Source organism: Chryseobacterium sp. T20 (assembly GCF_047345655.1).
Lineage (GTDB): Bacteria > Bacteroidota > Bacteroidia > Flavobacteriales > Weeksellaceae > Chryseobacterium.
Genome location: NZ_JBLFDU010000011.1, coordinates 103,451 through 123,752 on the forward strand (window position 1 = coordinate 103,451; position 20,302 = coordinate 123,752).

General features: G+C 35.0%; 13 protein-coding genes. 9 read left to right on the plus strand and 4 right to left on the minus strand.

Going from position 1 to position 20,302, the window contains the following annotated elements:
- The first annotated feature begins 68 nt into the window (after positions 1-68).
- Genes ACMA47_RS20445 through ACMA47_RS20460 form a run of 4 tightly spaced genes read left to right on the plus strand, consistent with a single transcriptional unit; the run spans position 69 to position 4,210 of the window.
- Positions 69-1,316, plus strand: a complete 1,248-nt coding sequence (locus tag ACMA47_RS20445; RefSeq protein ID WP_413931257.1) for a glycosyltransferase family 4 protein — start codon at positions 69-71, stop codon at positions 1,314-1,316.
- Positions 1,316-2,455 (plus strand): glycosyltransferase family 4 protein, encoded by a 1,140-nt coding sequence (locus ACMA47_RS20450; RefSeq protein WP_413931258.1) that lies wholly within the window; start codon positions 1,316-1,318, stop codon positions 2,453-2,455. Before ACMA47_RS20445 ends, ACMA47_RS20450 begins: the two co-directional genes overlap by 1 nt.
- Positions 2,434-3,336, plus strand: coding sequence for a glycosyltransferase family 2 protein (locus ACMA47_RS20455; protein WP_413931259.1), 903 nt, complete (start codon positions 2,434-2,436; stop codon positions 3,334-3,336). The genes ACMA47_RS20450 and ACMA47_RS20455 overlap by 22 nt, the downstream gene beginning before the upstream one ends.
- Positions 3,329-4,210, plus strand: a complete 882-nt coding sequence (locus ACMA47_RS20460) for a hypothetical protein (RefSeq protein WP_413931260.1) — start codon at positions 3,329-3,331, stop codon at positions 4,208-4,210. The genes ACMA47_RS20455 and ACMA47_RS20460 overlap by 8 nt, the downstream gene beginning before the upstream one ends.
- A 52-nt stretch (positions 4,211-4,262) precedes the next feature.
- On the opposite strand, the gene ACMA47_RS20465 is transcribed toward ACMA47_RS20460, so the two are convergent.
- The 3 genes from ACMA47_RS20465 to ACMA47_RS20475 form a co-directional block, all read right to left on the minus strand.
- Positions 4,263-5,228 (minus strand): hypothetical protein, encoded by a 966-nt coding sequence (locus ACMA47_RS20465; RefSeq protein ID WP_413931261.1) that lies wholly within the window; start codon positions 5,226-5,228, stop codon positions 4,263-4,265.
- Between the two features lie 324 nt (positions 5,229-5,552).
- Positions 5,553-6,953 (minus strand): MAC/perforin domain-containing protein, encoded by a 1,401-nt coding sequence (locus ACMA47_RS20470; protein ID WP_413931262.1) that lies wholly within the window; start codon positions 6,951-6,953, stop codon positions 5,553-5,555.
- Between the two features lie 278 nt (positions 6,954-7,231).
- Complete coding sequence (locus tag ACMA47_RS20475; RefSeq protein ID WP_413931263.1) at positions 7,232-8,662, minus strand: MAC/perforin domain-containing protein; 1,431 nt, start codon at positions 8,660-8,662, stop codon at positions 7,232-7,234.
- Positions 8,663-9,101: 439 nt separating this feature from the next.
- On the opposite strand from ACMA47_RS20475, the gene gltX reads away from it, so the two are divergent.
- A complete protein-coding gene (gene gltX, locus ACMA47_RS20480) occupies positions 9,102-10,610 on the plus strand; it encodes a glutamate--tRNA ligase (protein WP_413931264.1) in 1,509 nt (502 codons plus the stop codon).
- A 49-nt stretch (positions 10,611-10,659) separates the two neighbouring features.
- Positions 10,660-11,616, plus strand: a complete 957-nt coding sequence (locus ACMA47_RS20485; protein ID WP_047435651.1) for an acetyl-CoA carboxylase carboxyltransferase subunit alpha — start codon at positions 10,660-10,662, stop codon at positions 11,614-11,616.
- Between the two features lie 60 nt (positions 11,617-11,676).
- Here ACMA47_RS20485 and ACMA47_RS20490 read toward each other — a convergent pair whose 3' ends face one another.
- A complete protein-coding gene (locus ACMA47_RS20490; RefSeq protein ID WP_413931265.1) occupies positions 11,677-12,447 on the minus strand; it encodes a DUF6759 domain-containing protein in 771 nt (256 codons plus the stop codon).
- 143 nt (positions 12,448-12,590) lie between these two features.
- Here ACMA47_RS20490 and tsf point away from each other — a divergent pair, with 143 nt between their 5' ends.
- The 3 genes from tsf (at position 12,591) to ACMA47_RS20505 (ending at position 20,182) form a co-directional block, all read left to right on the plus strand.
- Positions 12,591-13,415, plus strand: coding sequence for a translation elongation factor Ts (tsf, locus tag ACMA47_RS20495; protein ID WP_034692936.1), 825 nt, complete (start codon positions 12,591-12,593; stop codon positions 13,413-13,415).
- A 321-nt stretch (positions 13,416-13,736) separates the two neighbouring features.
- On the plus strand, positions 13,737-16,562 hold the full coding sequence (locus ACMA47_RS20500; RefSeq protein WP_413931266.1) for a gliding motility-associated C-terminal domain-containing protein: 2,826 nt from the start codon (positions 13,737-13,739) through the stop codon (positions 16,560-16,562).
- A 221-nt stretch (positions 16,563-16,783) separates the two neighbouring features.
- A complete protein-coding gene (locus ACMA47_RS20505) occupies positions 16,784-20,182 on the plus strand; it encodes a T9SS type B sorting domain-containing protein (protein ID WP_413931267.1) in 3,399 nt (1,132 codons plus the stop codon).
- Positions 20,183-20,302: the final 120 nt, after the last annotated feature.

Below are 20,302 nucleotides of genomic sequence, written 5' to 3' on the forward strand. Positions count from 1 at the left end.
GTTAATGTTCTGGTTCGTCAGCTTATGGACGAATCGTTATATTTACAAATGAGCTTATCATATTTCAGATGAAAGACAAAATTGCAATAGTAGTCCAAAGATATGGGCTGGAGATCAACGGAGGTGCGGAACTTCACGCAAGATTATTAGCTGAAAAATTGTCTGCTCTCTATGATATTGAAATTATTACAACCTGTGCTATAGAATTCGAACGTTGGGATAACCACTATCCGGAAGGCGTTGAAATCATCAATGATATTAAAGTAAGAAGATTTAAAACTTTAAAAAAGGATTTAAAAAGATTTAGTGAGCTAAGTAAAACAGCTCGGAACTTATATAAATATTATAGCAGAAAGCTAAGCTTTTTAAACTTCCCTTATTTGCTTTATAAAAGATTCAAATACAACAAAAAAGACTTTAATTTCAATGAATGGTTAGAAGTACAGGGACCATTTTCCCCGGATTTAATTCAGTTTATAAAAGAGAAAAAAGAAGATTATAAGGCTTTTATTTTCTTTACCTATTTATATCACCCAACCAACATAGGAATCAGAGAAGTTGCTGACAAAAGTATTCTCATTCCAACGGCCCACGATGAGCCTCAGTTTTATCTTGATGGCTATTCTCAATTGTTTTCTCTTCCAAAATTCATCATGTACAATACACAGATTGAAAAAGATTTTGTAGAAAGCGTTTATCCTCCCGCACAAAAGTTAAAATCAGAAATTGCAGGAATTGGTTTTGATGATTATGATGCAGCATCGGGTGAACTACCTAAGGATCTTTATCAGACCAAATACTTTATTTATATTGGAAGAATTGTTGAAGACAAAGGTTGTGTCATGATGATTGAATATTTTAAAGATTTCAAAGAAAAACATCCTGAATATCGAGATGTAAAGCTCGTTTTGGTAGGCAAAAATTCTCTTGAGGAAAAAATAACTCAGGGAGATGACATTATCCTGACCGGATTTGTAGACCACGACCTCAAAAATGCTTTACTGGAGAATGCCAGCGCACTTATAATGCCCTCATTCTATGAAAGTCTGTCATTGATTACCTTAGAGGCTATGTTACTGAAAATCCCTATCATTGTAAATAAAAACTGTGAGGTTTTGTATTCTCATATTGAAAAGAGTAAAACCGGAAAAAGCTTTACAAACAGTACAGAATTTTCCCAGGCATTAACGTTTTACATGCAACAGTCACAGGATGATCTTGTTTCTGAAGGCATCAAAGCAAGAGATTATGTTTTAAAAAACTATTCATGGGATACCATCATCAACAAATTTAATTCCGCCATTACATCTTTATAATGACCAAAAAAATTCTATTTTTTTTTCCTGAAAATCCATTTTCAAACAGAGCAGGAAATACAACGAGAGCAAAAACAATCCTTACTGTTTTAAAGAAAATGGGATATCACATTGATCTGGTAGGATCTGCTGAGATTTATAAGAGCCAAAACGATACTACAGATATTGATCAGAATATTGTTGATAATCTGTTCTTAATCAAACACAGACCATTAAAAGTAAAAACATCTTCCGCGTATTGGAAGCACAAAATATCAAAATTTTATAAAAAGCCTAATGAGTATAATCACTTATTGACAGATTTTGCCAAGCAGGAATTTTCTGATATCTTCAATAAGGAAAAATATGATGCCATCATCATCAATTATGAATTCTGGGCAGGATTAGTTGATCATGAATCTATGAAAAATACTTTAAAAATCATAGATACCCATGATTGGATTACCCTCAATGAGTTCTACAAAAACAAATCATTAGATATTGGAAAACGTTTCAATGAGGAAATCAATAATCTTTCAAAGTTTGATAAAGTAATCACCATATCAGAAGATGAAAACCTTGTTTTTAAAAGATTTTTAGGTGAAAAAGTAATCAATATACCTCCTTCTTTCCCATCTCATTTCGAAAAAAGTGATGGTGGCAAAAAATATGATCTGATTTTCGTAGGGTCTGAAAACATTTTCAATATACAATCCATCCAGTGGTTTTTTGATCATGTATATCCATTGCTTCCTCCCAATATCAACATTGTAATTATCGGGAGAATTTGCAAGCATATTAAAGAAAGAGAAGGTGTTACCTTAATAGAATTTATAGAAAGTCTGGAAGAATATTACCACCACTCAAAAATTGCAATTTGTCCAATGCTGGAGGGTACCGGTATCAAAATTAAAGTCATAGAAGCGCTATCTTACGGACTTCCTATTGTGGGAACAGAAAGAGCAATCGACGGCTTCCCTGCAAAAACATCAAATGGTTGCCTGGTAAGTGATCATCCTGAAATTTTTAAAGATCAGATCATGTCTTTGCTGCAAGATCAATCTTATTATCAGGATATGAAAATACAGGCTGAGGAATATTTTAAAAATAATTTTTCTGAAGAAAAAGCAATTGAAAAATGGAAAAAGATTTTACACTAATGGATGACCTGGCCATTATCATACTGAATTACAATTCTTTTGAGGATACCCAGCGAGAGGTTAATTCATTATTAAACGAAGGCATTTCGCAACAATCTATTTATGTCGTAGATAATCATTCAAAAGACAGAAAAGAAATAGAGAAACTTGGCACACAAAAGCAAATCAACTATATTTTAAGTGATTATAATGGTGGCTATGCTTTCGGTAATAATTTAGCCATTAAAAAAGCAATTGAAGATGGTAAGAATTATTTTTTATTATTAAATCCGGACATTGAAATATCCCGTAGCACAATCAGTCAGTTATATAATGATTTAAAAGAATTTCCAGATATTGGAATCATTGGCCCAAGAATCTGCTACAGAAATATTCGGGACAGAATATTCTCAGACGGTGGGCTGTTATTCCCTGAAGAAGGTTTTCAGGGAGGACACACCAATTCTGAACAGGATAAAAACCATGTAAATGCTCCTCATTATAACTACAATATAAAATATGTAGATGGAAGCGCCTTGATGTTCAGAAAAGAAATATTGGATGATGTAGGCTTAATGAACACCAGCTTTTTCATGTATTATGAAGAGTCTGAATGGTGCCTGCGTCTTCTTAAAAACACCCAATGGAAAATTGCGGTCAATACACAATGTGAAGCTTTCAATCTTGCCAGCGACAAAGGCAGTTTTTATGAGTATTATATCACCAGAAACAGAATCTGGATGTGCAGGCTGTATGGCGGGAATTTAAAATATGTGACCAAAGAACGATGGAAGTTCGCAAGGAAAGCACTTAAAAAAAGAAAATTTTCCATGGCGAAAGCTTACATAAAAGGTATATTAGACGGTCTTTATTCCAATTTAGATAAAATAAAAAATGAGTAAAAAAAATATTATTAAAGTAGGATATCTTCTATCTTATGATTACTGTTACATCTTTACATCTCTTAAACATATTTATGAGCATGCGGACTGTATCGTCATAAGCTATGATGCCAATAATAAGACATGGGCAGGAAATGATATTCATATTCCAGAAAGTGTTTTCAGTGATATCAAAAAATTGGATACTCAGAATAAAATCATCTTTTATAAAGACACTTTTTTCATTGATGGGATGCAGCCAATGGAGCTGGAGACCAGACAAAGAAACATGATGGCGGAAAAAATGGGCTCTGGCGGATGGCATATCCAAATGGATGGAGATGAATATGCTTATGACTTCGGAGTATTAGCAAAGTTTTTGAAAGGGAATAAATTTTTACTAAAGAATCCGGCTAAAAATCCTTTTAATTTTCAGGTAAATTTTGTGACATTATTCAAACATAATACTGAAGGTTTTTTTGTGATTACTCCTTTTGATGAAAAATGTATGCTTATTACAAACTATCCTCACTATGAATATGCAAGAAATACAAATAAAGGTAGAATTCTTCCTTTGGATTTTTATTTAATACATCAGTCATGGGCACGGGAAGAAAGTGAAATTTCAGAAAAGATCAATAACTGGGGGCATAAAAATGATTTTGACACCTCAACGTTTTTAAATTCCTGGAAAACGGTGAATGCTGACAATTATAAGTCATTTATAGACTTTCACCCTTTATATAAGGGCATTTGGAAAGAGCTTTCCTTTTTCCCTGCAAAAAACATTGATGAATTTATTCTTTCCTTTTCAAAGAAATATCCTCAGCAAAAACTCAATCTGAATTTATCTTTCACAAAAAAAATAAAGATGAGAATTAGAAGTCTTTTTTAATTCTTTCAGACCAAAATAAAAGGCTAATGTAACAACATTAGCCTTTACTATTTTATTTGATAAAAACATTTTCAAATTTCTCCATAACTACACGTGGATTGAAAAGTTCTGAGTAACAATCCCAGTTTTTACCTGCATCCGGTTGAAAGTTCTTCAGGATTTGCATGATATCCTGTTTGTCTTTGTACACAATAGCTTTATCTCCCAGAATCTCAAGATGTGATTTCTCATCAGAACCGGACCATGTTAGAATAGGTTTATTTTTAATAGAAAACTCACCTACAGCCATTCCGAAACTCTCTCCTTGCGTTCGGGCATGTAAGAATGCATCAGAAGTATTAATAAATTTCACCTTTCTTTCTACATCAGTTGTCGGTGGAAGGAAAATAATATTTTTGTAAGATCTGAAAAAATTTCTCTTTACAAATTCATCAGTTCCCATAAAAACAAAGTATATATTTTTATTCTTCAGAGCTGTTTTCTTTACGGCTTCCATTACAAAACCAATATCAAAAGTTTCAGTTCCTCCATATCTTGCAAATACCACTGCATCTTTCGGAATATTCAACTCAGCACGAAGATCACCACTCACCTCAGGAAGATCTACAATGTGGGGAACAAAAGGAAGCTTTCCACCACTCATCGTTTTGGCCAGCCACTCAGAAACATAAGCATAAACATCTCCATAGGGTTCGTTATATTTAAAAACCGCATGAATAGCTGTTTTAATAAGATCATGAGGAGTATCTGTTTCTCTTTCTCCTGATTTTATCGCATAGAAAAGATCTGCATTCGCCTTTTTAATGATTTCATCCCTTTCCTTGATATCACTATATCCAACAACGTTAAACCTTTTTTTAAAACGTTCAATAGCTTCTTCAGCATTATTCGGACTATTTTTAGGATAAAGAATCATCGACTCGTTACCAAGCATTTCCTCATTATAATAAGCATAATCAAAAAGAGCATTGGAAGTCCCCCTATAGCATAATTGATTTTCGTGGAAAATAATTTTCATTTGTTAGTAAGTTAAATTATTTAGTTTCAACCCTTCTCAATGACAGTGACAAAAGTATTATGATCTTATTTCTGTAGTTTCTGAGACAGGTTTCTGATAAAAACAAAGTGCTTTTTCATTGATAAACTAAACTAATACGCTACAAAAATACATTTTTAACTAGAAGAAAGTAGTTTTTTAACTACAAGAACCTAGAAAACATTAGTCTCAAATTAATATTGCTAATAAAATTTTTCACAATTGATATCTTTTTCTTTATCATATAAAAGAAACCGTCTCAAAATTGAGACGGTTTCTTTGTTGTAAAATATTAATATTATTTAGTTAATAAGCGTAAAAAGGAATTCCTTCAGCAACATAGTTATTAGGTGTTCCCGGATAAGTACTGTAGTAATGATCTCTGTCACTACCACTGTAGAATTGATAAATAGGTCTTTTTGTGCTATCCATTGTTGCATAGAAAGCAATTCCTTCATAGGCATAATTCCATGGTGTTCCCTGATGCGTGGAATAATAATGATCCCTGTCATTTGCACTATAGAACTGATAAACAGGAACTGTATTGGGTGCTTTATAGCTATACGCTTTAAACTGCTCCCCTTCCGCCTGATAATTATTAGGAGTTCCAGCCCATGTAGAAAGCAGATGATCTCTATCTGAACCACTATAAAAACCATAAATTGGAACCGGAATATAATCCAGCATTACTTTATTATCGATAAGGTATTGGATAACGTAAGATTTAAGTTCTGCTTTTTTAGCAGGATCTTTTACCAGATCAAAAATAAATACTAACCCGTTATTTCCAAAATCTACCAATACAGAATTATTGGGTGTAGAACTGTTCTGCCAGTTTGCTATATTGATCTTCGGAGTGTTCTGATCAAGATTAAGTTCCCCAATCAGACCTTTTGAAGGATCTCCTCCTCTTGTTCTGTAAGATAATTTTTTAGAATAGTTCATAGATGATTCCGAAGTATTCACATCATTGGTTACATCTACATCAAAGATAGACTTCACCCCTACTTTCACTCCAATTCTGGCAGCACGGTCACGACTTTCATTTCTTGTTTCAGACTGGAATAAGATATCCATTTTTGCCCCGGTATAAATATCAACCATTACGTGAGTCCCATAATCCTGTACAATTTGTTGTGGTGATTTTACCTGTAAATCCTGAGCGAATTCAGGTGTAATATAATCAGCCAACATGTCTGTTGTAGCATTAAATCTTACTCTTTTCTGCTTGATCAAAAGATTGTAACTGCCATAAATATACTTGGCATCAAATTTATGATTGGTAGTAACGGCAGAATTAAATCCTACTGAAACTGTTTTTTTAAATAGAGGGATTCCAGCAGTCACATCTACTTTTGTAGATACCATTTTTGAATAAGTTTCTGCATTCTCTCCATATTCTTCAACATACTCCTGAGTGTTGGTATTTTCAGAAACCAGTCTTGCCGCCTGCTCTACTTTGAAACGATCGATATCAACTACTTTAAATCCTGCAGAATTAGCATTAGCATATTCTCCTGAAGCATTAAAGCCATGTCCTAAGACATCATAAATTCCGTCACCTGCAAATTTGGCTGCAGACATTCTATTATTAGCCTTTGCCGCCGGGCTTTCAGGCGTTACCTCTGAGTTAAGATCTTCAGAAGAACATGAACTCATAAAAAGCATCAGTAGACTACTGAAGCAAAATACAATTTGTTTTTTCATAGATTATTAAAAAGTTTCTGCAAATATAATATTCAACGCTAAGTGAAAAAACAATATCAGAATGACATATATCATTAATCAGTGAATTTAATAATCGTTTAAAACTCTATTAATAAAAAGTTGAAACATCACGAATTAGAGAAATAAAACAATAATCAATTATAACTACTATTCTCACACCAAACCCAATCGCTCTTTATTGATAAGTAAAAAGTGGAGCCAGAATTACCGACTCCACTCATAATGTATAACCAAATTGATTTATATAAATCCAAAAATTAATTAGCTGGAATATAGAAAGCAATACCTTCTCTGATACTCCAATAGTTCACAGGACCTAAATTAGGTGACACTGAAAGATAATGATCAGATCCGTTTTTAGCTTTATAGCTGTAAACAGGAATTCTTCCAGCTCCCGGAGTTTTATAAGCATAGAATGCTACCCCCATATAAACATTCCAATAAGAAGATGGTTGTAACGTACTAGCCTGTGTAAAGTAATGATCTGCTCCTGAAGTACTTTTATAGCAGTAAATAGGAACTGTATCCGGTGCTTTGTACTGAAAAACTTTAAATGTTGGTCCTTCATTAGTCCAGTAAGAAGATGGCTGAAGGTTTGTATTGAAAGTGAAATAATGATTACTGTCTGCCTGATTTTGGTAGCCATATAGCATTGTAGTATTATACTCCAATGAAATTTGGTTATCAATTAAATACTGATCTACATAGGCCTTAAGCTGAGCTTTTTTTGTCACATCTTTTACCAGATTATAGATAGGAACAAGGCCGTTATTTCCAAATTCTACCAATACAGAATTGCTAGGTGTAGAACTGCTTTGCCAGTTTGCAATATTAATTTTTGGAGTATTCTGATCAAGATTCAGTTCTCCAACCAAACCTTTTGAAGGATCTCCTCCTCTTGTTCTGTAGGATAATTTCTTAGAGTAATTCATAGATGATTCCGAAGTATTCACATCATTGGTTACATCTACATCAAAGATAGATTTCACCCCCACTTTTACTCCAATTCTGGCAGCACGGTCACGGCTTTCGTTACTTGTTTCAGACTGGAACATGATATCCATTTTAGCTCCGGTATAAATATCAATCATAACGTGGGTTCCATAATCCTCTACAATCTGCTGCGGAGTTTTCGTTTGCAGATCCTGGGTAAATTCCGGAGTTACATAATCTGCTAACATATCTGTGGTAGCATTGAATCTTAATCTTTTTTGCTTAATAATAAGGTTGTAACTGCCATAAATGTATTTGGCATCAAATTTATGGTTGGTTGTAACAGCAGAATTAAACCCTACAGATACTGTTTTTTTAAACAAAGGAATTCCTGCAGTAACATCTACTTTTGTAGAAACCATTTTAGAATAGGTTTCTGCATTTTCTCCATATTCTTCAAGATACTGCTGTGTATTTGTATTTTCAGAGAGCAATCTTGCAGCCTGTTCAGATTTGAAACGATCAATATCAATTACTTTAAACCCTGCAGAATTAGCATTGGCATATTCCCCAGCAGCATTAAAACCGTGTCCTAAGACATCATAAACACCGTCACCTGCAAATTTCGCCGCTGACAAACGATTAGTTTTTGCCGGACTATCAAGAGTAGATTCGTTATTCAGATCATCTGAAGAACATGACCCCATGAAAAGCAACAGCGCTGCACTGAAGCTAAATAAAATTTGTTTTTTCATAGTATTATTCTAAAATTTTCAACAAATATAAACTTCAATATCAGGTGAAATATAAAAACAACAACTGACATATATCATTAATTAGTGATTTTAATATATCCTTAAAACACCATGAATAAAAGACCAAACAATCCCTTAATTGTGATTTAATTAAACAATACAAATTATAAAAACAAACGTACAAACATTCACAAAAGAATGTCTGCATTAAACACAACGCTTATTGTTTATGAATTCATTTTTCACAACTACATTTTATAGGTTATAATCATGAGTAAAAAAAATATTATAAGAAATATAAGATTGGGAGTTTTAAAACCGCATTTATAGAAAATCTATAGAAATAAATAAAAAAGTCGGGATCAAAAAATCAATACACGGTCAGAAATCATCTCTTAAACGCATAATTTTAAGTAAATTTGCAAAAATTAAAATTGAAATGGAGAAAGTAAGAGTACGTTTTGCTCCAAGTCCTACAGGACCATTACATTTGGGAGGCGTAAGAACCGCATTATATGATTATCTTTTTGCTAAAAATCAAGGGGGAGAATTTGTATTGAGAATTGAAGATACAGATACAGCCAGATATGTAGAGGGAGCTGAAGAATATATTGAAGAAGCTTTAGAATGGTGCGGAATCATTCCTGATGAAAGTCCTAAAAAAGGAGGAAAATTTGCTCCTTACAGACAGTCTGAAAGAAGAGACATCTACGACAGATATACAGAACAGATCCTAAAAACAGATTATGCATACATTGCTTTTGATACAGCAGAAGAACTGGATGCAATACGTTCTGAGTACGAAGCGAAAGGTGATGTTTTCTCTTATGATAATAAAACAAGAAACCGTTTAAGAAACAGTCTTGCCCTTTCTGAAGAAGAAGTCCAAAAATTATTGGATGAAAAAACGCCTTATGTCGTAAGATTTAAAATGCCTGTTGACAGAGTATTAAACCTTGAAGACATTATTCGTGGAAAATTTTCAGTCAATACCAATACTTTAGATGATAAAGTTCTGGTAAAGAATGACGGAATGCCGACTTACCATTTTGCGAATATCATTGATGATCATGAAATGGAAATCTCACACGTCATCCGTGGTGAAGAATGGCTTCCATCTTTGGGGCTTCATACATTATTATATGAAGCAATGCAGTGGGAAGCACCACAGTTTGCACACCTTTCTTTAATTTTAAAACCAGAAGGAAAAGGAAAATTAAGCAAAAGAGATGGAGATAAATTCGGATTCCCGGTATTCCCTCTTGACTTCAAAGATCCTGCTACAGGTGTAATTTCTAAAGGATACAGAGAAAACGGATATCTTCCTGATGCTTTCATCAACATGGTGGCATTATTAGGCTGGTCTCCTGCAGATGATAAAGAAATACTTCCTTTGGATGAAATGATCAAGGAATTCGATCTTCATAAAGTACATAAAGCAGGGGCAAGATTCAGCAAAGAAAAATCTGAATGGTTCAACCATCAATATATTCAGATGAAGTCTGATGAAGAACTTCTTCAGATCCTTAAGAATACAGATCTTGATCTTTCCGGTGCTTCTGATGAAAAGCTATTGAAAGTAATTCAACTGATGAAAGAAAGAGCCACTTTCCCGAAAGACATCTATGAGAGTGGAAAATTCTTCTTTGAAGCTCCTACTTCATATGATGAAAAGGCCTCAAAAAAAGCATGGAATGAAGAAACATCAGCAATTTTAGGAGAATTGGCTGCTGCATTTGAAGCGACAGACTTCGTGGCTGAAACATTAAAGCAAACCATGCATGATTTTGCTGAAAACAAAGGATTAGGAATGGGTAAAGTAATGATGCCGTTACGATTATCTTTAGTAGGAGAACTGAAAGGACCAGATGTTCCAGACATTCTGGAAACCCTTGGTAAAGAGGAAAGTACCTCCAGAATAAACAATGCTATAAATAATTTTAAATAGAATAACCATAATTTTTCATACATTTGAAAGATTTAATTTACTTCAAGAAATGGAATATTTAAGTTTCGAACTTCCTATCAAAGAATTGATGGACCAATACCAGACGTGTTCTTTAGTAGGAGAAGAAAGTGGTGTTGATGTAAAATTAGCATGCAGCCAGATTGAGGATAAGATTCTAGAAAAGAAAAAAGAAATCTATTCAAATCTTACACCTTGGCAAAGAGTACAACTGTCCCGTCACCCGGATCGTCCTTATACACTGGACTACATCAACGGAATGGCAGACAAAGGCAGTTTCTTAGAACTTCATGGAGACAGAAATTTCGCTGATGATCCGGCAATGATTGGAGGATTGATTACCCTTGATGGTCAGAAAGTAATGATCATAGGGACTCAAAAAGGAAGAACGACTAAAGAAAGACAGCACAGAAGATTTGGAATGCCAAATCCGGAAGGATACAGAAAAGCTTTAAGATTAATGAAGCTTGCTGAAAAGTTTAATATCCCTGTAGTAACTTTAGTAGATACACCGGGAGCTTATCCTGGATTGGAAGCTGAAGAAAGAGGACAAGGAGAAGCTATTGCAAGAAATATTTTTGAAATGGTTCAGCTGAAAACTCCAATCTTCACTTACATCATCGGAGAAGGTGCCAGTGGTGGAGCATTAGGAATAGGTGTTGGAAATAAAGTATATATGTTGGAAAACACGTGGTATACAGTAATTGCACCAGAAAGCTGTTCTTCTATCTTATGGAGAAACTGGGATCACAAAGAAGATGCAGCCAATGCATTGAATCTTACTCCGGCAGATGCTTTAAGAGAAAAGTTCATTGACGGAATCATTGAGGAACCACTTGGAGGTGCTCATTATGATCAGGAAACAACTTATTTGAACTTGAAAAATTCAATTTTACAAAATATCAAGGCTTTTTCCAAATTTACAGGACAGGAGCTTGAAACCCAAAGACAGGACAAATTCATTGCAATGGGTCAGTTTAAAGGATAAAAAATAAAAGGTTAAGAATTTCCTCTTAACCTTTTTTCTTTAGTTTTCTTCTTTCTTATTCTATTCCGCAACATTCAGGGCAATTTCAATATCCTGAGTAATTTTCTTCAAAGCAGAATACTTGGCATCGCATACTGAGGTAGTCATTACATATTCTCCTTTATCTACGAGAATAAAATTTTCCCCTTTTGCCGGAACCGTTAGATTATAATATTTTTTTCCACTGATCTTAACAATAAGATTACAGGCTGATCTGTTCTTGATATTGATATAAGCTTCACTTTTGTTGACATCATTATTAAAAAGATGAGTAAGCATTGCTGCTCTCCTTTTCCCTTCCTCACTCGGTTCAGCTTTAGATGTTCCTGCTGTTTTTGCTGTACCTGCGGAGCCCACCGATGCAAAAGTAGTTCTTCTTTCTTCTTTTAAAGCTTCAATAGCAGCTGCAGTATTATTAGACACAGCTTTACCGTTTACTGTGTTTGTTTTATTTGCAGCAAGGGTTTTACCACTATTCAGTTCATTATTTTTTACAATATTTTCAATTTTCTCTTTACTAATTGGTCTAATTGTAGGCTTTGCTTCCGGAGAATTATCTGCCATAATAATATCAATCAGCTTTCTTTTAAAATAGTCTGTTTTAGCATGACCAGGGTTCTGTTTCAAAAATCCGGCAATGACTCTTGCCTCTTTTGAAATCTCAGCTTCCTGTTCAGTATAGATAATTACAGTTTCTTTTTCAACAACAGCTTTAGATTTTGTTTTTTTCTTTTTTTGAGAAAAACCTAGAGCAAAAATGCATATAAATAGAAGGAAGAAGATTTTTTTCATTAATCAAACCTTTAAAATAATATTAAATATATTAATAACGTGAAAAGTCATTTTTTAGTTTATCATTAAAATCATTATCTTTGCACTGCTCTAAAATTAAGCTAAAAATTAATACTAATCTTAAATAAAAAATAATAGATATTATGTCTTATACACCAGTTGCTGCAGACGTAGCTAAATTAAGAAACCAAACAGGTGCAGGTATGATGGACTGCAAGAAAGCTCTAGTTGAAGCTGAAGGAGACTTCGAAAAAGCGGTAGATATCCTTAGAAAAAAAGGACAAAAAGTTGCTGCTAACAGAGCTGACAGAGAGTCTACAGAAGGGGCAGTAATCGCAAGAGTAAACGAAGACAACACTTTAGGTGCTGTAATTTCTTTAAATTGTGAAACTGACTTCGTTGCTAAAAACGAAGCTTTCGTTGAGCTAGCTTACGAATTAGCTGAAATGGCTATCTTCGCTGCTACTAAAGAAGAGCTTTTAGCTACAGATTTCCACGGAATCACTGTTGCTGAGAAATTAGTTGAGCAAACAGGAGTTATCGGTGAGAAAATTGAAATCGGATCTTTCGAAAGAATCCAGGGAGATTTCTTAGGAGCTTACATCCACGCTGGAAACAAAATCGCTGCTATCACTTCTCTTTCTGCTAAAGTAGACGGAGCTGAAGAAGCTGCTAAAGCTGTTTCTATGCAGGTTGCTGCAATGAACCCAATTGCTCTTGACGAAACTGCAGTTTCTCAGGAAACTATCGACAGAGAGTTAGAGATCGAAAGACACAAACTTACTGAAGAAGGTAAGCCTGCAAACATTATCGACAACATCTTGAAAGGTAAAATGCAGAGATTCTACAAAGACAACACTTTGGTACACCAGGATTTCATTAAAGACGGAAGTATCTCAGTTGCTGATTACGTAAAATCTGTAAACGCAGACCTAAAAGTAACAGGATTTGTAAGAGTAAGCCTATAAGCTAACTGTTTCAAAAAATATAGAATCCCGGTGAAATTCACCGGGATTTTTATTTTTATATTACTTCTGCTATACTTATTACGTAAACCTATTATCCGGAGGTAAAACCAATAAGATTTTAAACAATTCAAATAGAGAAAATTTTCTCCAGGAAATACTGAAAGATAATTACATAGACTGGGTACAATATTCAATTACCAGTTTCATATTCAAGATGGCTTTTAATTAAATATCAAAGACGATTTTTTAACATTTATTTAAATTTTATTAAAAGTATTTCATTTTTTATTTTATTTTTGTAGAAATCCTAATTCCATACACATGAAAAGATTTCTACTCAGTTTGGTATTAATTTTTTTGACAATTAATACACTCTTTGCACAAAGGGATACCGAGCATTGGATTGCTCCTTATTATGACAGTGTTGGAGGGTATAACAATATGATATACCTTTCTACTGATTCAGACACTCCTTTTGATGTAACCATTTACAACAACAATGCTGTGGTTACTACCGTTACAATCAGTAAAGGTAATCCACAAACCTATAAGGTTACCAATAGCCTTATTTCCACAGGAACATCTACCGATGCATTCATTGTGGGTAACAAAGGGCTTTATTTAAAAGCCGTCAAACCTTTTTACTGCAGTTTAAGACTAGCTCAGAGTGTTCACGGGGAAGTCATTACCAGTAAAGGAAAGGCTGGAATCGGGAAAACATTTTTCGTTGCTGCCGCTCCTAATACCAATACCAGTAGTATTCAGAATTTTACAGCAGGTGTCCTTGCTACGGAAGACAACACGAATGTAACAGTATCATGGAACCCAACTGCCGGAGTAGTTTTTATTAACGGTAGCCCAACTGGAAATACTCAGACCTTTACTTTACAAAAAGGACAATCTTTCATTCTTGCAGGATCTGGCTCTCAGTCCGGAAACAAAACGGGTTTTATTGGCGCCAAAATAGTTGCAACAAAGCCAGTAACCCTTACCAATGGAAGCTGTAATGCCAACTTCTCAGCTTCAACAACAGGAAGTGATCCGGTTCTTGATCAATCTGTTCCGGTTGACAGACTTGGTAATACTTTTGCAATGGTAAAAACAAGATCTACTCAACCTAGCTTAAACATGGAAGGAGGTCTTATTGTTGCTACCGAAGATAATACTGAAGTCTATTTAAATGGTGGTGGTACTTCCGTTGCAACACTTGCTTCCGGAGAATGGTATAGAATTAACGAAACCAGCTATGTTGCTCAGGGGACATCAGGACATTCAAACATGTTCATTTCCACTACCAAAAATGTATATTTATATCAGTTTATCGGAGTTTTGCAAAGTGATGCAACCAATGGATTCAACTACATCCCGCCATTAAACTGTTTTCTTCCAAGAAAAATTGATGAGATCGGAAAGATTAATGAGATGCCTCTTGGAGTAGGAGGAGCCAGCACAACAACAAGTGACCTGGTCGTAAAATTAAACATCTTAACAGAGGCTGGTGCTACTGTCATGTTAAATGATGCTCCTCTTTTGCCTGAAGCCGGACCTTATCCATTGGCTGGAAATGCCAACTGGGTTACCTACGGAATCAACAGTGTATCCGGAAATATTAAGATTACCTCTACAAAAGCTGTAACAGCAGGTATCAACGGAGGATATAGTTCTGCAGGATACGGAGGGTACTTTGCCGGATTCTCATCAATCCCTGTCATTGCGAAAAAGACAGGTGAGTGTGTTCCGGGAATCGTTCTTGAGGTAGACGATGGATATGAAACATATCAGTGGTTCCGTGACGGAGTTGCCATTCCAGGTGCTACAAGTTATACATACACTCCTACACAATCAGGAAATTATACAGTAAAGGTAACAATGGGAACATGTCCTCCTGTGACAACGCCTATCTATAAAGTACAAACTTGTTTAAAAGAAACAACACAAGCACTTAATGCTTGTTCTACTAAAATTATTACCCCTACGTTTACTTCTTCCACTCAAACTGTGGTTCCAAGTACAGTAGTAATTTTAACCCCTCCTACGAAAGGAACAGCTGTAGTGAATCCAAACGGAACCATCACTTATACACCTAATCCTGGATATTTAGGACCAGACAAAATCATCTATAAATTCTGTGGAAACTCAGTTGAATTTACAGATTGTGAGCAAGTGACATTAAACCTTACTGTAGTACCATTCATCGTAACCGATGCTTCCATTAAGGCTTGTTGGTACGATGTGGATCCTTATGCTTATTTTGACCTTACAAAAGCAAAAGTAACGGACTATAATGCTGTTACAAAAAAATACTACCGCACCCTGAATGATCTTACTGCAGGAATCAATGAAATCACAACACCAACCAACTTCCCTTCAACAGGAGGATTTGTATATGTGAAAGTAACAACTGCTGAAGGATGTACGGCAAATGCCAAAATTGAATTAATTGTACTACCAATTAAAAAATCTCCAATCCTTGTAGATCAGTATATCTGTATGGATGCGAAAACTAACCTGGACGCTGGTCCTGGATATGATTCATACCAATGGAGCACTGGAGCTACCTCTTCAGGTATCAGAGACATAGGTGTTGGAGAATACACTGTAATTCTTGGTAAGAATGGATGTTTCCTTACACAGACTGTAAAAGTTAAAAAAGTTGAAGATCCAGTAATTCAAACCATTGAGATCAATAATAATACAGCAACTGTAATTGTAAGCGGTGGTAAAGCTCCTTACAAATATGCAGTTGATGGAACTGCAAACTGGCAGGATTCAAGCACCTTCACAGGTTTAACAAGAGGACAGCACACTTTCTATGTAAAAGATGTTTATAACTGTACTCCTATTGCTGTGGAAGTTACCATTCCTAATCTATTAAATGCCATTACACCTAATGGAGATAATGTAAATGATTATATAGATTACAGTGAACTGGCTTATAAAGAAAATCTAAGCTTTGTAGTGTATGACAGATATGGAAACATGGTGTTCACCGGAAATAGATTCAACAACTACAGATGGGATGGAAAACACTTTGATAAAAAATTAGGAACAGGAACATACTGGTATCATATCAGTTGGAATGAGTCCAACAAAGAAAAGACTCCAATAAAATATACAGGTTGGATTCTTGTTAAAAACAGAGAGTAATAATTAGTTTAAAACTATATTTAATGAGCCGCGATCAGATGATCGTGGCTCATTTTTTTTAGACTTTCAATTAAATCCGCTTATTATATTATGTTAAAAACAAAAAAAATAATATAAATTTAAATTTTGTTTAACCACCTTTTCAAAATCATATTTTTTTATTCTATTTTCAATAATTTAATACTTTTTATCACTAAATTTGTGATAAAGACCACCGCTGAATGAAAAAAATTTTATGTTTTCTGTTTATGCTTTGTACTTTCACCTTTGCTTTTGCCCAGTTGGACCGGGAGCATTGGTTTGCTCCAATGATAGACAGAACAGGCGCTCCCAATCCTTATCAGAAACTTTATTTATCTACTAACAGAACAACTCCTTTTCCTGTAAGCATTTACAATAATAATGTTCTGATTGGAACAGTAAATATCAGTAAAAATAACCCTCAGAAATTTGATGTATTAAGGACTTATATTATTACCAAACTGCAGGCCGATTTATTTACCCCTACAACCAAAGGATTATACCTTAAGGCAGAATTCCCTTTTTACGCCAATTTAAGATTCTCAGTATTCAACCATGGAGAAATTATTACTTCCAAAGGAATTTCTTCCACTGGGCTTAAGTTTTATGCAGCCACAGCTCCTATTACTGTGAGCAACCCCATTCTGAATTTCATGACCAGCGTATTGGCAACTGAAGATAATACAACTGTTACCGTTTCCGGCTACAGTCCTACTGTTCAGTTTTCAAATGGACTGAATGGAACAACCAACCCGACATTAACATTTACTTTAAATAAAGGGCAATCCTACATTATTGACGGTATCGGTAACATAGCAGAAAACTTTAATGGTTTCATTGGCGCAAAGATTACTTCAAACAAACCTGTGAATGTAACCAATGGAAATTTTAATGGTCAATATGCAGGAAATCATCCAGCTGGTTCAGATATTTTAATGGATCAGGCAGTACCTGTCAACAGGCTTGGAAATGAATTTGCCCTTGTAAAAGGTAACGGTTCTATTGGCTCCCATATGGAAGGGGCTATTGTAATTGCTACTGAAGATAATACTCAAATTTTTGTAAACAATGAAATTCCACCTATAGCAACCCTCAATGCAGGAAAATATTTTGTCATTCCTGACTCAAAATATATCCTTCAAGGTAACGGACATTATAACTTATATCTCAAAACATCAAAAAATGCTTATGTCTACCAAATTTTAGCAGGAGTTTCAAATGCAGGAAATGAAACGGCTACCGGTGGATTTAATTATATTCCTGCTTTGAACTGTTACCTGCCAAAGCAAATTAATGAACTTGGACTTATTAATGAAAATTTTGTTCATTCCATTGGTAATCCCGGAGGAGTGCTGAATATACCTACAAAACTTAACATCATTACAGAACGTGGCGCTACTATTACAGTAAATGGAGCTAATCCTCCTGCAATAACCGGCCCTTACAATATGACAGGTACAACGAATTGGGTTACTTATGGTATTCCCGATGTAACAGGTACAATTACTATAGTTTCAAATAGAGCAATTATGGCTGGTATTACTGCCGGCAGTGATGCTGTAGGATATGGAGGCTTTTTTGCCGGTTTTCCTACACAACCTGTTATTTTACAATCCGGAGGCGGCTGTATTCCAGGAATGAGTCTTACTGTAGATCCTTTTATTTATGATACCTATCAATGGTATAGAAACGGGGTTATTGTTCCAGGAGCTACCACTTCATCAATCACTCCTACATTACCAGGATATTATACATGCTCTGTAACAATGGGAAGTTGTGCACCTTTGGTTACTGAACAATTTAAAGTTCTGAATTGTACAAAAATATCCAGTACCTCATACACTGCATGTAATTCTAAAACGATAATCCCAGCATTCAGCGGTTCACCACAAACTCCCGTTCCAAGCACGGTAGCTATTACAACAACACCTTCATTGGGTACAGCTGTTATAAACCCTACTACAGGTGTTATTACTTATACTGTAAATACTACCGGAACGTCAGGAACTGATACGTTCTCCTATACATTCTGTGGAGATGATCCAGACTTTCCAGATTGTGAAACGATAACCGTTACGATGAATATTCAGGCTCTAACCGTAATGAATGCAACATTATTTGCTTGTGATATCAACGGGCAGGGAACCTTCAACCTGACGACAGCAAATATTACCAGTAACTCACCTGTTACTATTACTTATTACCCTACCCTTTTGGATGCTCAGAATGAAAATGCCGCAGCACTAATAACTAATACAACGGCCTATACCGCAACTAACGGAACAATAATATATGCGGTTGTGAATGACAATATTGGATGCAAAAATATTGCACAAATAACATTATCACTTTTTAATAAAGCTATTGTACTGGATAACTACAATGGTACCTTCTGTGATGATAACCTGGATGGAACAGTTACTGTAGTGCTTTCCAATATCACCCCTATTGTTCTTAATAATCCGAATTACTTTACGAATGTAAGATATTATGCAAATTTAGCAGATGCCAATGCAGGGAATAATAATACGCTCCCTAACAACTGGAGCTATACAGCAACTACAACCATTTACATAAGGGTAGATTCTCCGGATGGATGTGCTTCTGTGATCAAACCTTTACAATTTAGTATCGGAGCAAAAATAACATTGATTACAAAAACCGTTACAGAAAGCACCTGTGATGATGATTTGGACGGAATAAAAAGTGTCAACTTAGCTCAGTTTATTCCTCAGTTTACATTAGATCCAAATGTTACTTTCACTTTTCATGCAACTTTAGCTGATGCTCAGAATAATGTGAACGCAGTTTCATCCCCTGTTAACATTACTACTTCACAGACTTATTATATCCGTTTTGAAAAAAATGGAGTTTGTCCTGAGGTAGGTACTCTGAAAATCAACATTAAAGTTCCTAAGAAATCAGACATTTTAAAAGACAAGGCAATTTGTCCAAAAACTACTACTACACTTAATGCAGGACCTGGTTTTGAAAAATACTTATGGAGCACCGGAGCGACCACTCCTTCCATTACGAATGTTGCTCCCGGAAGTTATTGGGTTGAGCTTACCTCCAATGGCTGTGTGTACAAGCAATATGTAAACGTTACAGAATTACCTCTTCCTATCATAACCTCTATTGAAATTGATGGAACAACTGTAAAAGTTGGGGCGAGCGGTGGTACACCTCCATATGAATATTCTTTAGATGGCGTGGTATGGCAGAGTTCCAATGTCTTCTATAATGTACCCAGAGGAGCCCACAACATATTTGTAAGAGACTCTAAAATGTGTGCGGATGTTAAAAAACCATTTGCCATTATTAACCTGATCAATACCATTACTCCGAATGGAGATGGTCATAATGAAGTCATCGACTATTCTTCTTTAATGAAGAATGATAATCTTGTATTCCGGATCTTTGACAGGTATGGTGCAGAAGTCTTCAGAGGTACTCCTGAAAACAGATACACCTGGGATGGAAGAATCGGTGGCAGGTATGTTCCTACAGCAAATTACTGGTACTTCATCACCTGGACAGAATATGGTTCCAGCCTTATGGTAAAACATACAAGCTGGCTGCTTGTAAAACATAGATAACAACAGAAAGCCGGAAGAAAGAGCAACTGAAAATTCAGTACTTCTTTCTTCCGTTTTTTTTATGTAAATGTTTCGTTTTTTACATGAATGGCAAGTTTCTAACACTCCTTAACAATTTAA